The following is a 13427-nucleotide window of genomic DNA, read 5'->3' as shown; positions in this document are numbered from 1 at the left end:
AGGGCTCTCGCGGATTGAAAGGCTGCTATCGATGGGATAGGAGCTTGGCCTTGTCCCGGAGGATTTTCAAGGTCATGGCGAGCGGCAGGATGGACGGCAAGACCGAGGGCGGCGACCCGCGTTTCGAGATCCTGATCGTCGGCATGAACGGCGATCTGCGCGGCAAGCAGCTTCCATCAGGCGCCGAAGGCAAGGTCTGGGCCGGCGAAATCCGCCTGCCGACCTCGACGCAATCGCTCGACATCTGGGGCGACGACAATGACGACATCACCGGCCTGTCGCTGACGATCGGCGATCCGGACGGCAAGGTCATCCCCGACAGGCGCAGCCTGGCGCCGATGCCCTGGGCGCCCGAAGGCTCGATGCAGGTGCTTGCCACCATGCATGAATTCGACGGCAGCCCGAGCTTCATGGATCCGCGCGCCATCCTCGCTTCGGTGGTCGAGCGCTATGCGGCGCGCGGGCTGACGCCTGTCGTCGCCACCGAGCTGGAATTCTACGTGATGTCCGGCGACTGGCGCGAAACCGGGCGCCCTTCCCCGCCTGAAAGCCTCACCTATCGTGGCGAGCCGAACGGTTTCCAGCTCTACGACATGAGCGCAGTCGATGCGCTCGACGGCTATCTCAAGATGCTGAGGGCCTATGCGAAGGCGCAGGGACTGCCTGCGGATGCAACGACGGCGGAATTCGGCCCCGGCCAGTTCGAGGTCAACCTGCTGCATCGCCCCGATGCACTGGCGGCCGCCGACGATTGCCTCTACCTCAAGCGCATCGCCGAGCAGGCGGCGCGCCGCCACGGGCTGAAATCGACCTGCATGGCCAAGCCCTATTCCGACCATGCCGGCTCCGGCCTGCATGTGCATGCAAGCGTCATCGACAGCCAAGGCCGCAACATCCTCGACGCCAAGGGCGGCGAGCCGACGCGGCTGAAATCGGTCACGGCAGGCCTGCTCGACACGATGCGCGCAGCGCAACTGGTCTTCGCCCCCTTCGCCAATTCCTATCGCCGCTTCCAGCCGGGCTCGTTTGCACCTGTCGATCTGACCTGGGGCAACGGCCATCGCGGCACGGCGATCCGCATACCCGACAAGGACGGGCCGGCCGCCCGCATCGAGCACCGCGTCGCCGGCGCCGACGCCAATCCCTATCTGCTGCTGGCGGCGATCCTCGGCGGCATGCTGCTTGGCCTCGACGGCGAACTCGATCCCGGCGAGGAGACGACGCCCGCCCACACGCCTGCCGAGACGACACGGCTGACCCATGATTTCCTCAGCGCGGTCGAGACCTTCCGCACCTCGCCCTTCATCGCCGATACCTTCGGCGCACGCTATCAGGCGCTTTATGGCGACACCAAGCGCAAGGAAGCACTCGCGCATCTGCGCACCGTCTCGGATTTCGATTACCAAACCTATCTCCCGCGGCTCTAAAACTTGCGCCGCGGCCGACTTACGCGGCGGGCTCGCGCCGTTCGGCCTCATCCACCTGCGCTGCCAGGCCCTGCTTGACCAGAACCTTCAATTCGCCCGGATGCAGCCGGATCGAGACATTGCGTTCAAGCGGCAGCAGTTCGCCGTCCATCACGCAATTGGCCTTGGAGCGCAGTTTCGGGAAATGCAGTTGCACTTCGGCCGGGTGCATCACCATGACGTCGGCATTCTCGCGGACCTTGCCGCGCAGCATGTCGATGGCGAGGCGGGCGACACCGAGGGGCTTTAGCGGATTTGCCGTATAGAAGCCGAGTTCGCCGGTTCTGAGATTATCGGCGTAGAGCAGCGCATTCTCGCCGAAAGGATTGTTGGAGACCGAGATTGCCGACACCCAGCGGCGCTCCCGCATGCCGGCCGCCTCGAACTCGACTTCGAATTCCGGCGGATTGAACACGACACCCAAAGCCGCCTTCGTGCTCGCCCGGATCTTGCCCAGGCGGGAACGATAGCTGTAGGCGTTGCGGTAGCGCACCATGCGGGCGTGCAGGCCGGCGGAAAACTGGTGGATGAAGGGGCGTCCGTTGGCGCTGGCAATATCTACATTGTCGATCTCGCCGGTGGCAAGCACATCGAGCGCCTGCCAGATATCGAGCGGCACACGCAGCGAGCGGGCAAAAAGGTTCATAGTGCCGGCCGGCACGACGCCGAGCGCAATGCCGTTTTTCCAGGCGATCGATGCCGCGGCCGAAATCGTGCCGTCGCCGCCGCCGGCGACGATGCCGTCGATATCGTCACGCTTGGCCGCCCGCTCCATGGCGGGAATGATCTCCTTTCCGGAGAAGACGATGGCGTCGAAATCATGCCCCGCGTCGCGGAACGCCTCCTCCGCCCTCTTTTCGTAGGCCAGCATATCGGTGGTCCTGAAGGTGCCGCCGTCGCGATTGAAAAAGCCTACAAGCTTCATAAGGGCTCCCGTCCCTGGCGCGGAATTGTTCCTGCCTTTGCCTTGAGATGGTTGCGGCATCGGCGATTTCAAGCACAACCGCCTTTCCGAAGGAATGACTGAATTGCAAATATTGCAACGGACATATGCACATAGCAGGACGCTGCACTGCGAAAAATGCACTCGACGCCTGCCGGTACATCACGGATAGATCAGATATCGGAGAGATCGTCTCCACTTCCCGCCATAGACCACGATCGCCTCGCGGCCGCGCTTGCGCCTGAGGCCAATGCCAAGCAGCGACCGTCCCGAGGAGCGCTCATGAGTGAGATCGCCATCAATGATTCCATCGAAAGCCAGCCGGATGACGAGCTGCCATCGGCAACGACCGTCGCCCTGGTTCAGCTGGCGCTCGCCTGCGGCGGCTTCGGCATCGGCACCGGCGAATTCGCGATCATGGGGCTGCTGCCGAATGTCGCCGACACCTTCTCGGTGACGACGCCGCAGGCCGGCTACGTCATCAGCGCCTATGCGCTCGGCGTCGTCATCGGCGCGCCCGTTATCGCCGTGCTCGCCGCGAAAATGGCGCGCCGAACGCTGCTCCTAACGCTGATGCTGATCTTTGCCGCCGGCAATATATCCAGCGCCATGGCGCCGACCTTCGAAACCTTCACGCTGCTGCGCTTCGTCAGCGGCCTGCCGCATGGCGCCTATTTCGGCGTCGCGGCGCTGGTCGCCGCCTCGATGGTGCCGGTGCATCGCCGCGCGCGGGCCGTCGGCCGCGTCATGCTCGGCCTGACCGTCGCGACACTTCTCGGCACGCCCTTGACGACATTCTTCGGCCAGTCGCTCGACTGGCAGATCGCATTCTTCTCCGTCGGCATGCTCGGCCTGCTGACGGTAGTGCTGATCTGGTTCTACGTTCCCCAGGACAGGGTTTCCGAAGAGGCAAGCTTCCTGCGCGAACTCGGCGCCTTCCGCCGGCCGCAGGTATGGCTGACGCTCGGCATCGCCGCCGTCGGTTACGGCGGCATGTTTGCAATGTTCAGCTATATCGCCTCGACGACCACTCAGGTGGCGATGCTGCCGGAAACGGCCGTCCCGATCATGCTGGTACTGTTCGGCGTCGGCATGAATGCCGGCAATTTCATTGGCTCCTGGCTTGCCGACAAATCGCTGCTCGGCACGATCGGCGGCTCGCTCGTCTATAATATCGTCGTGCTGACCACCTTCTCGCTGACCGCCGCCAATCCCTATATGCTCGGCCTCTCGGTCTTCCTGGTCGGCTGCGGTTTTGCCGCCGGCCCGGCGCTGCAGACGCGGCTGATGGATGTCGCCGCCGACGCGCAGACGCTTGCCGCCGCCTCCAACCATTCCGCCTTCAATATCGCCAATGCGATCGGCGCCTGGCTCGGCGGCCTCGTCATCGCCTGGGGTTACGGTTTTGCCGCAACCGGCTATGTAGGCGCAGCACTTTCCTTCCTCGGCCTGTTCGTCTTCGCCGCCTCCGCACGGCTGGAGCGCCGCGCCGGCGCATAGAGCCCGTCTGACGCCATGCGCAGCTCACGCCCTTCAGGGCTGCAGAAGACGTAATCGTCGCCCCAGGCGGCGAGCGCGTCGACGACCGGCTTCAGCGTCATGCCGAGCGGCGTCATGGCATAATCGACATGCGGCGGCACGACGGGATAGACGGTGCGCGACACCAGCCCGGACTGTTCCAGTTCCCGCAGTTGCTTGGTCAGCATGCGCTGGGTGACGGCCGGCAGCTTGCGGCGCAGTTCATTGAAGCGCAGCGTGCCCTGCATCAGGTGAAAGAGGATCACCCCCTTCCATTTGCCGTCGAGAAAACCCAGCGTCGCCTCCACAGGGCAACCGGGGAAATTCTTGATGAATTTGGCGCGGGGCAACGACATTTTTACAGTATCCTTTTTGGTACTATGTACAGAATTTGTGCATTCTTGCGCTGTTTCAGCATAGTGCGCATCTAGCCTCCGTGCAAAGAACACAGGAGTTTGCCATGCGCGCCGTTGCGTACAATAGCCCACAACCCATTACCGCCGAAACCTCGCTGATCGATATCGAGCTGCCGATACCGGAAGCCCGAGGCCACGACCTGCTGGTCGAGATCAAGGCCGTTTCCGTCAATCCAGCCGATGTCAAAATCCGCGCTCATGTGGCGCCGCCCACGGACGAGCCAAGGGTATTGGGCTGGGATGCCGCCGGCATCGTGAAGGCCGTCGGCGCCGACGTCACCCTGTTCAAGCTCGGCGACCAAGTGTTCTATTCGGGCGCCCTCGCCCGCCCCGGCACGAATGCCGAATTCCATCTCGTCGACGAGCGCATCGTCGGCGCCAAGCCGAAGAGCCTCGATTTCGCCGCCGCTGCAGCGCTGCCGCTGACCACGATCACCGCCTATGAGGCGCTGTTCGATCGGCTGAAGGTGCAAGATCCGGTTTCGGGTGCGGCGCGCTCCATCCTCATCATCGGCGGCGCCGGCGGGGTCGGCTCGATCGCCATTCAGATCGCTCGGGTGCTGACCGATCTCACCGTCATTGCCACGGCGTCGCGGCGTGAAACGCAGGACTGGGTGAAGGATCTCGGCGCCCATCACGTCATTGACCATTCCAGCCCGATCGCACCGCAGGTGGCAGCGCTCGGCATCGGCGCCCCGGGCTTCATCTTCTCGACGACGAACACCGATCTCCATATCAGCGACATCGTCGAAGTCATCGCGCCGCAGGGCCGCTTCGCGTTGATCGACAATCCGAAGACCCTCGATGTCGTGCCCTTCATGCGCAAGAGCGCCTCTATCCACTGGGAGCTGATGTTTACCCGTCCGCTCTTCGAAACGCCCGACATGATCGAGCAGCACAGGCTGTTGAACAGGATTTCCGAGCTCGTCGACGCCGGCAAGATCCGCACGACACTTTCCGAAACCATTGGCCCCATCAATGCGGCGAACCTGAAGAAAGCGCATGCGATGGTTGAAACGGGCCGGATGAAGGGCAAGGCGGTGCTTGCCGGGTTCTGAGACCCGGTCGCCCGTGCAAATACCTCTCTTGGAATGTTGCATCGCGAGGTGCGACATTCTGGCGTTAAGCATTTCTCCCGCTTGACTTATTCCGCGTTCGGGACCACCTAGCATGACACGTGGATGACACTTGTCTTCCACGGATTTTAACGGAGCCATCACTCAGATGCCAAGCGACAGTAGCAGTCGATTGCCTTTGCCGTACGCGGCCCTCGTGCGCTGACCGACTCCTGTCGGCTCGCCCGTTCGGGACGCTACGGCGGATCGACGGAAAGGCGAGCCTCAATGAACATCAATCGCTTCCCACTTCGGGCAGGCCATGCCGCCCGTGCCTTCATCAACAACAGCCGCGGTGCAACGATCGCCGAACGCGTCGATGCGTTGAACGCGCTTGCCGTCCAGGACGCCGGCCGTGTGCTGACCGGCATGCCGCTCGACTATGCCGTCAATATTCTCGACCGGCCGGAGCTTCGCAACGCCGCGCAGATCCTGGCGCTGGTCAGTGCCGAGGATGCCGCACGGCTGCTGCATGGCATGTCCAACGACCGTGTCGCCGACGTGCTGCTCGAACTCGACGGCGAGACCCGCGCCCGGCTGTTTGCTAGCCTCGACGAACCGGTGCGCATCGCGATCCAGCACCTGATGGGCTATCCGCCGCGCACGGCCGGCGGCATCATGACGACGGAGTTCGTCAGCGTGCCGATGAACTGGACGGTCGCCCAGACACTCGACCATGTGCGCCAGGTCGAACGCTCGCGCGAGACCGTCTATGCGATCTATGTGCTCGACGAGATCAGCCATGCGCTGATGCATGTGGTGACGCTGCGCCGCCTCATCACCGGCGAGCCTGATGCTTCCATCCTCACGGTGGCGCAGAAGGGCACGCCGGTTTCGGCCGATCCGCTGATGAAGCAGGAGGATGTCGCCCGGCTGATCCGCAAACACGACCTGCTCGCCCTGCCGGTGACCGACGAGCACGGGCAGATGCTCGGCATCGTCACCGTCGACGATGTGATTGACACGATGATCTCAGACACGACGGAAGCGGCCCAGAGGTTCGGCGGCATGGAGGCGCTCGGCCAGCCCTATATGAAGATCGGCTTCGCCGGCATGATCCGCAAGCGCGCCGGCTGGCTCGCCGCCCTGTTCCTCGGCGAGATGCTGACGGCAAGCGCCATGCAGCATTTCGAAGGCGAGCTGGAAAAGGCCGTGGTGCTGACGTTGTTCATCCCGCTGATCATGAGCTCGGGCGGCAATTCAGGTTCGCAGGCGACCTCGCTGATCATCCGGGCCTTGGCGCTCGGCGAGCTGAAGCTTTCGGACTGGTGGAAGGTGCTGCTGCGCGAACTTCCCACAGGCATCGTACTCGGCGCGATCCTCGGCCTCGTCGGCTTCACGCGCATCGTCTTCTGGCAGTCGGCCGGGCTCTACGACTACGGCCCGCACTGGCAGATGGTCGCCATCACGGTGTTTGCCGCCCTGATCGGGATCGTCACCTTCGGCTCGATCTGCGGCTCGATGCTGCCTTTCGTGCTGCAGAAGCTCCGGCTCGATCCGGCGAGCGCCTCAGCCCCCTTCGTCGCCACGCTCGTCGATGTCACCGGGCTCGTCATCTACTTCTCGGTGGCGCTGCTCATCCTCAGCGGGACGCTGCTGTAGCACCCAAGACCCCTCGCCAACCCCTGCCCACAAGGGGAGGGGCTTAAACTGCCGCACCCGCATCCCAAATATTGACCCTTGGTGGGGAGCGAGACGGTGCCCCAGATTAGTCCCTCCCGCTTGTGGGGAGGGGTTTTTATTAGCGAGAAAAACTATTGGGAAATCATCTTCCCTCGGGCAGCTTCAACGGTCCGTGTGTCTTGATGCTGCGGATGGCGAAGTTCGAGCGGATGTCGCTGACATTCGGGAGCGTCAGAAGCGTTTCCGTCAGAAGCCGCTCGTAGGCGGCAAGATCCTCCACCACCACTTCGGCGAGGAAATCGGCGGTGCCCGAAATCAGGAAGCAGGAGACGATTTCGGGGATGGCGAGCAACGCCTTCTGCTGCGCCTCGGAATTCTCGCGGCTGTGATGAACGACCTTGAACTCGACGAAGACGGTCAGGCCGAGCCCGACTTCCTTGCGGTCGATATCGGCCGTGTAGCCGCGGATGATGCCGGAGCGTTCGAGATTGCGGATGCGGCGCAGGCAGGGCGACGGCGAAAGGTTCACCTTCTCGGCGATCTCGACATTGGTCGCCCGCGCATCCTCCTGCAGGCACTTCAGTATGGCGATATCGAATTTATCGAGATTTGGCATTTTCGCGATCCCCGTTGGCGTCGTTTGGCAGAAGATTGCGCGTAGCATGATTTTTGAGCCAGAGATAGCAAGGACATGCCCTGCCCTCTCGAACTAATCTTCTCCTCGACCGGAACGCTCCGGATGAAGGAAGGGACAGGACGATGAGCACGATTGCATTTACGAACGACAAGTCGCCATCGCAGGCACTGGGTTATGCCGGCGGCACCGTTACCGTACTGATCTGGGCGACATGGTTTCTTGTCACCCGCCACAGCGCCGCAACGCCGCTCGGCTCGATCGACATCGGGCTAATCCGCTTCGGAATTCCCGCACTAGTGCTGTCGCCGGTCTGGCTGAAGACCGGGCTGCTGCCGAAGTCCGTGCCGCTGCATCTGCTGGCGATCATGGTGTCCGGCTCGGGCGCCGTCTTCTTCCTGCTGACCACGCTGGCAATTCATTCGACGCCGGCTGCCTCTTCGGGCATTCTGCTCGGCGGCTCGATGCCGCTCGCTGCGGCGCTGATCGGTATAACCCTGTTTGGCGAAAGACCCGACACCACCCGCATCGCCGGGCTCGCCGCGATCGTCGCCGGCGTGCTGATCCTGCTCACGCACAGCCTCGCGGATGCCTCGCTGCCATGGACGAGCTTCCTGCTGCTCCCGGCCGGCGCTTTTCTGTGGGCGAGCTATACGCATGCCTTCCGCCGCTCGGGCCTGACGGCCGTGCAGGCAAGCGCGCTAATCGCCGTCTGGTCCTTCCTGATCATGGGCGTGCTTGCCCTCATCTTCGGCATCTCCCTGCCGCAGGCGCCTCTCCCGGAAATCGGCCTGCAGGTGCTAAGCCAGGGCGTTCTTTCCGGCCTCGTCGCCATGGTCGCCTACGGCACCGCCGTCAGAACACTCGGGGGAACACAGGCCGCCGCCTTCACGGCGCTGACACCGGTGCTGGCGACGCTGGGCGGTGGCTTCCTGCTTGGCGAACCGATCGGGCTAACGGAAATCAGCGCCGCCGTGATCACCGGCATCGGCGTGGCACTTTCCACCGGGATCGCCGCCCGGCACCGCTGACCGCCAGCCGGACCTAACAAAGTCGAAAGTCGCCGACAGCCATCGCTGCGGCGGCTCTTTCAATGAAACTGATTTGGACCGCTCAGGCCTGGATGACGACGACCCTGGCGCCGACTTCGACACGGCTATAGAGGTCGATCACGTCATGGTTCATCATGCGGATACAGCCGCTCGACATGGCGAGACCGATTGATTGCGGCTGGTTGGTGCCGTGAATGCGGAAATGCGTGTCGCCGCCGCCGCGATAGAGATACATGGCACGTGCGCCGAGCGGATTGTTCGGGCCGCCCGGCATGCCGCCAGCGAGTTTGCGATAGCGCTCTTCGCGACGCTGCATGTTTTCGGTGGGCGTCCAGCTCGGCCATTCCGCCTTGCGGCCGATATAGGCGTTGCCGGCAAAGGCCAACCCCTCGCGGCCAACACCGACGCCGTAGCGCACCGCCCGGCCGTCGCCGAGGACATAGTAGGCGCGCCGTGCCGGGGTATCGACGATCACCGTGCCCGCTGCATGGGTGGTTTCATAGGCCACTTCCTGGCGGCGGAGCTCCGGCTTGATCTTGTCGATCGGCACCTGCTTCAACGGGAATTTTTCATCCGGAAGTGCGGCGTAATTCGTCTGGCTGTTGAGGCCGGTCGAGGAGCAGCCGGCGACAAAAAGCGGCAGAGCGATCAGAAAGCCCCGGCGGGAGATCGTCATGAAATGTGTCCTTAGTGCGTCAACAAGATGTCGCAAGCTAAGGAAATTATGGTTAACGAACGGCTAACGGCAGCCCGCAGCAAGTGACCACGAAGGCGGCAGCACCTAAAAATTGTCGGCGGTGGGGATAATCCGCCTCACATATTCGGATATACCGGCCCCTCGCCGCCCTGCGGCGGCACCCAGTTGATGTTCTGGTTGGGGTCCTTGATGTCGCAGGTCTTGCAGTGGACGCAGTTCTGGGCGTTGATGACGAAGGTCTCCTGCCCGTCCTTCTCCACCCATTCATAGACCCCGGCCGGACAGTAACGCGTCGACGGGCCGGCATAGATATCGTGTTCCGAACGCTTCTGCAGGCCCATGTCCTTGACCTGCAGATGCACCGGCTGATCCTCCTCGTGATTGGTGTTCGACAGGAACACCGAGGACAGGCGGTCGAAGGTCAGGACGCCATCGGGCTTCGGGTAGGCGATCGGCTTGTGCTGCGCGGCTGGCTCCAGCGACTGCGCATCGGTCTTGCCGTGACCAAGCGTGCCGAAGAAAGAAAAGCCGAACAAGGTGTTGGTCCACATGTCGAGACCGCCGAGCGCCACGCCGAGCGCGGTGCCGAATTTCGACCACAGCGGCTTGACGTTACGCACCCGCTTGAGATCCTTGCCGATGTCGCCCTGGCGCCATTCGTTTTCGATCTCGACGACCTCGTCATGGCTGCGGCCGGCTGTGATGGCGGCGGCGATCTTCTCGGCCGCCAGCATGCCCGACAGCACCGCATTGTGGCTGCCCTTGATGCGGGGAACGTTGACCAGACCGGCCGAACAGCCGATCAGCGCTCCGCCCGGGAAGGAAAGCTTCGGCACCGACTGGTAGCCGCCCTCGGTGATGGCGCGGGCGCCATAGGAAAGCCGCTTGCCGCCCTCGAAGGTGCCGCGGATCGCCGGATGGGTCTTGAAGCGCTGGAACTCCTCGAAGGGATACAGATAGGGGTTCTTGTAGTTCAAATGGACGACGAAGCCGACGGCGACCAGATTGTCTTCCAGGTGATAGAGGAAGGATCCACCGCCGGTCTTCATCCCCAGCGGCCAGCCGAAGGAATGCTGCACCAGGCCCTGTTTGTGGTTTTCCGGCTTGACCTGCCATAGCTCCTTAATGCCGATCCCGAACTTTTGCGGTTCGCGGTCCTTCTGCAGATCGAATTTGGCAATCAGCTGCTTGGCGAGCGAGCCGCGCACGCCCTCGCCGATCAGCACATATTTGCCGAGCAGTTCCATGCCACGGGTATAGTTCGGGCCGGGCTCGCCGTTCTTCTCGATGCCCATGTCGCCGGTGGCGACGCCGATGACCGCGCCCTTATCATCATAGAGCACTTCGGTGGCGGCAAAGCCCGGGTAGATCTCGACGCCGAGCTCCTCCGCCTTACCAGCCAGCCAGCGACAGACGAGCCCGAGCGAGACGATGTAATTGCCGTGATTGTTCATCAGCGGCGGCATCAAAAAATTCGGCAGCCGGATCGAGCCGGCAGGACCGAGCAGCAGGAAGTGGTCGGCATTGACCTCGGTCTTGAAGGGATGGTCGGTTTCCTGGCGCCAGCCGGGCAGCAGTCGATCGATGCCGATCGGATCGACAACTGCGCCCGAGAGAATATGGGCCCCGACTTCCGAGCCCTTCTCCAGCACGACGACCGACAGTTCCGGATTGACCTGCTTCAGCCGGATCGCCGCCGAAAGACCGGCCGGACCTGCGCCGACGATCACCACGTCGAATTCCATGCTTTCGCGTTCGGGCAACTCAGTCGTCTCAGTCATTCACTCGTCTCCGCTTGGCGGCACGCGGCCGTCATCCTCATAAGCACTTTCTTGTCAAAACGAGAAAGCGTTGTCGAGCCGGGATACGACAGCCAATCTTCAATTCGCACAATGATATGCCTTGTGCGTTGAAATTATATGACGCTTACGTCAACGTCAATTAGCGAACGCCGCCGAACCGTCACACTCCCTTTCCTTTTCCGCCGATTGCGCCTTATACAACGCTCGAACAGTTTGGAGGACTACCATGGATCTCGGCATCGAAGGCAAACGGGCGCTCGTCCTCGCCTCCTCACGTGGCCTCGGCCTCGGCATCGCCACGGCACTGGCGCGCGAAGGCGCGAATGTGCTGCTTTGCGGGCGCAGCGGCGAGCAGCTGGAGGCCAATTGCAAGGCAATCAACTGCGAAGGCAAAGGCCGGGCCGACTGGATCTGGGCCGACCTCGGGGACGAACGCTTCGTCGAAACAGTGACGAGCGCAGTGAGGGAGAAGTTCGGCGGGCTCGATATCCTCGTCAACAATACCGGCGGGCCGACGCCCGGCACGACCGAGGACATGACGGGTGAAAAGCTCGAGACCTATTTCCTCTCGATGGTCGCCCGCGTCATCACGCTGACCAATGCGCTGCTGCCCGGCATGAAGGCACAGGGCTGGGGTCGCATCCTGACGGTCGCCTCCTCAGGCGTGATCGAGCCGATCGCCAATCTGGCGCTGTCGAATACGCTGCGTCCGGCACTTGCCGGCTGGAGCAAGACACTTGCCTCCGAAGTGGCGGGCTTCGGCGTTACCACCAACCTGCTGTTGCCGGGCAGCATCCTCACGGGCCGTCTCGACGATCTCGACGGGGCGGCGGCAAAGCGGACCGGCAAGAGCCTCGAAGAAATCCGCAGCGACAAGGAAGCGCGCATTCCGGTCGGCCGCTACGGCCGGGTGGAGGAATTTGCCGCAGCGGCTGCCTTCCTGTGCAGCCAGCCGGCAAGTTACATCACCGGCTCGCTGATCCGCTGCGACGGCGGCGCGGCCCGATCCGTCTGACAGTATTTCAGCCGGCGTGGGCCGCTATGGCCGCCCAACTGGCGGCATTTTGGACCATCGATCCAACATGAGCCGGATCGTCGGCAAGCTCGGCGAGCTCGGACAAACGGTGGAAGCCCGTCAGGATCGCGATGCGCCGCCGGTCGAGTCTGCGTCCGGTCAGCATTTCATAGGCTGATATGATGCGGGCGGTTAGGTCGGGCGAGATGAAGTTCGAGTAGATGAATTCCTGGTGCAACGGCCCGAAGCCCGAATCGGCGAAATCGTAAATGCCATTGAGCCTTCCTTGCGCATGGTTGAAGGCCATGTTCCAGCCATGACCGTCGAAAAAGCCGTAGATGTTGCCGTGGGGATCGGGCGGCAAGGTTTCGAAATCGATAATAAGGGCCTCGGCAAAGCTCCTGATCTCGGGCGGCAACAGCGGTAAAGCCTTTTCTCGCACCGTCTCGGGCGATTGCCAGGGCTGGATCGGCCCGGCGCCGGCCGAGCGCATGCGATCGGCATCGAGCACATGCAACTCGGCGTAAAAGCGTGCCAGATCGTCCGCAAGGTGCTGACGATTGCCTTCGCCAAGCGCATCGTAATCTTCGGCAATGAGATGTTCGCCGTCGATCTTGGCGTGGCTGGAGAAGATCGGCGGCCCGTCGTGAATGTGCATATCGGGAACCGCCATCGACAGCGACGGCCTGATGATGTCGAGCAAGGCGGCTTCCTTGACAAGCGCTCTTTCCGCGCCTGAATGACGGGGAAATTTGAAGATCAGCGTGTCGTCGACGTCGACGGCAAGCGAATCCCAGCCCTTCGCCGCCAGCTTGAAGGCGGAGCCCGTGAGTTTAGGAAACACGCTTATGATGAGAGAGCGAAATTCGCTGGCGTTCAACTCGGTCATGACCGACCTGCTTTCTCTGGTTTTTTCCCGTGTTTTTCGCCGGGCAACGAACGGCACGCGGACCGATTTCGTCTTGTCGCGAACTGCCTGCCTGTCGGCCGTCAAACGGCACCGGATTACACTGGACCTATATTAGTACAGTTTGAATATTACGGAATATTCATTACAAAAATTTAAGCCGTTATAACCACTTAGTGATTGCGACCGGGGAATTATGTCTTTTTTGCGCCGCAATATAAGCGGCTCAATCGGGCCAT

General features: G+C 62.5%; 12 protein-coding genes. 6 read left to right on the top strand and 6 right to left on the bottom strand.

Annotated elements, in window-relative coordinates; all coding sequences use genetic code 11:
- Positions 1 to 74 precede the first annotated feature (74 nt).
- On the top strand, positions 75 to 1427 hold the full coding sequence (locus tag OS035_RS16680; RefSeq protein WP_097629484.1) for a glutamine synthetase family protein: 1353 nt from the start codon (positions 75 to 77) through the stop codon (positions 1425 to 1427).
- A gap of 19 nt (positions 1428 to 1446) precedes the next feature.
- Here OS035_RS16680 and OS035_RS16675 read toward each other — a convergent pair whose 3' ends face one another.
- A complete protein-coding gene (locus tag OS035_RS16675) occupies positions 1447 to 2391 on the bottom strand; it encodes a diacylglycerol/lipid kinase family protein (RefSeq protein ID WP_097629483.1) in 945 nt (314 codons plus the stop codon).
- A gap of 300 nt (positions 2392 to 2691) precedes the next feature.
- Between OS035_RS16675 and OS035_RS16670 the strand changes: the two genes are divergently transcribed.
- The gene (locus OS035_RS16670) at positions 2692 to 3909 is read left to right on the top strand and encodes an MFS transporter (RefSeq protein ID WP_131711782.1); all 1218 of its coding nucleotides are present in this window, start codon (positions 2692 to 2694) and stop codon (positions 3907 to 3909) included.
- Here the strand turns inward: OS035_RS16670 and OS035_RS16665 are convergent.
- The gene (locus OS035_RS16665) at positions 3828 to 4283 is read right to left on the bottom strand and encodes a winged helix-turn-helix transcriptional regulator (RefSeq protein WP_097629481.1); all 456 of its coding nucleotides are present in this window, start codon (positions 4281 to 4283) and stop codon (positions 3828 to 3830) included. The genes OS035_RS16670 and OS035_RS16665 overlap by 82 nt on opposite strands.
- Positions 4284 to 4387: 104 nt before the next feature.
- On the opposite strand from OS035_RS16665, the gene OS035_RS16660 reads away from it, so the two are divergent.
- Together OS035_RS16660 and mgtE are read left to right on the top strand one after the other, a co-directional pair.
- Entirely contained in the window at positions 4388 to 5401 is a 1014-nt protein-coding gene (locus OS035_RS16660) for a zinc-binding alcohol dehydrogenase family protein (protein WP_097629480.1), read from the top strand.
- Positions 5402 to 5686: 285 nt separating this feature from the next.
- On the top strand, positions 5687 to 7060 hold the full coding sequence (mgtE, locus tag OS035_RS16655) for a magnesium transporter (RefSeq protein ID WP_097629479.1): 1374 nt from the start codon (positions 5687 to 5689) through the stop codon (positions 7058 to 7060).
- 163 nt (positions 7061 to 7223) lie between these two features.
- Here the strand turns inward: mgtE and OS035_RS16650 are convergent, their stop codons facing one another.
- Positions 7224 to 7745 (bottom strand): Lrp/AsnC family transcriptional regulator, encoded by a 522-nt coding sequence (locus OS035_RS16650; protein WP_179867185.1) that lies wholly within the window; start codon positions 7743 to 7745, stop codon positions 7224 to 7226.
- Positions 7746 to 7840: 95 nt separating this feature from the next.
- Here OS035_RS16650 and OS035_RS16645 point away from each other — a divergent pair, with 95 nt between their 5' ends.
- On the top strand, positions 7841 to 8746 hold the full coding sequence (locus tag OS035_RS16645) for a DMT family transporter (RefSeq protein ID WP_097629478.1): 906 nt from the start codon (positions 7841 to 7843) through the stop codon (positions 8744 to 8746).
- Positions 8747 to 8828: 82 nt separating this feature from the next.
- On the opposite strand, the gene OS035_RS16640 is transcribed toward OS035_RS16645, so the two are convergent.
- Together OS035_RS16640 and OS035_RS16635 are read right to left on the bottom strand one after the other, a co-directional pair.
- Positions 8829 to 9443, bottom strand: a complete 615-nt coding sequence (locus OS035_RS16640; protein ID WP_097629477.1) for a L,D-transpeptidase — start codon at positions 9441 to 9443, stop codon at positions 8829 to 8831.
- 137 nt (positions 9444 to 9580) lie between these two features.
- Positions 9581 to 11245, bottom strand: a complete 1665-nt coding sequence (locus OS035_RS16635) for an electron transfer flavoprotein-ubiquinone oxidoreductase (RefSeq protein ID WP_183782282.1) — start codon at positions 11243 to 11245, stop codon at positions 9581 to 9583.
- Positions 11246 to 11492: 247 nt separating this feature from the next.
- Between OS035_RS16635 and OS035_RS16630 the strand changes: the two genes are divergently transcribed.
- Positions 11493 to 12281, top strand: coding sequence for an SDR family oxidoreductase (locus tag OS035_RS16630; protein WP_097629475.1), 789 nt, complete (start codon positions 11493 to 11495; stop codon positions 12279 to 12281).
- A 7-nt stretch (positions 12282 to 12288) separates the two neighbouring features.
- Here the strand turns inward: OS035_RS16630 and OS035_RS16625 are convergent, their stop codons facing one another.
- Positions 12289 to 13170 (bottom strand): phosphotransferase family protein, encoded by an 882-nt coding sequence (locus OS035_RS16625; RefSeq protein WP_097629474.1) that lies wholly within the window; start codon positions 13168 to 13170, stop codon positions 12289 to 12291.
- Between the last annotated feature and the right edge of the window lie 257 nt (positions 13171 to 13427).

The organism is Rhizobium sp. 268 (assembly GCF_036571585.1).
Classification (GTDB): domain Bacteria; phylum Pseudomonadota; class Alphaproteobacteria; order Rhizobiales; family Rhizobiaceae; genus Rhizobium; species Rhizobium redzepovicii.
The sequence above is the reverse complement of the archived record's forward strand: the minus strand, read 5'-3'. Positions and strand labels throughout refer to the sequence as shown.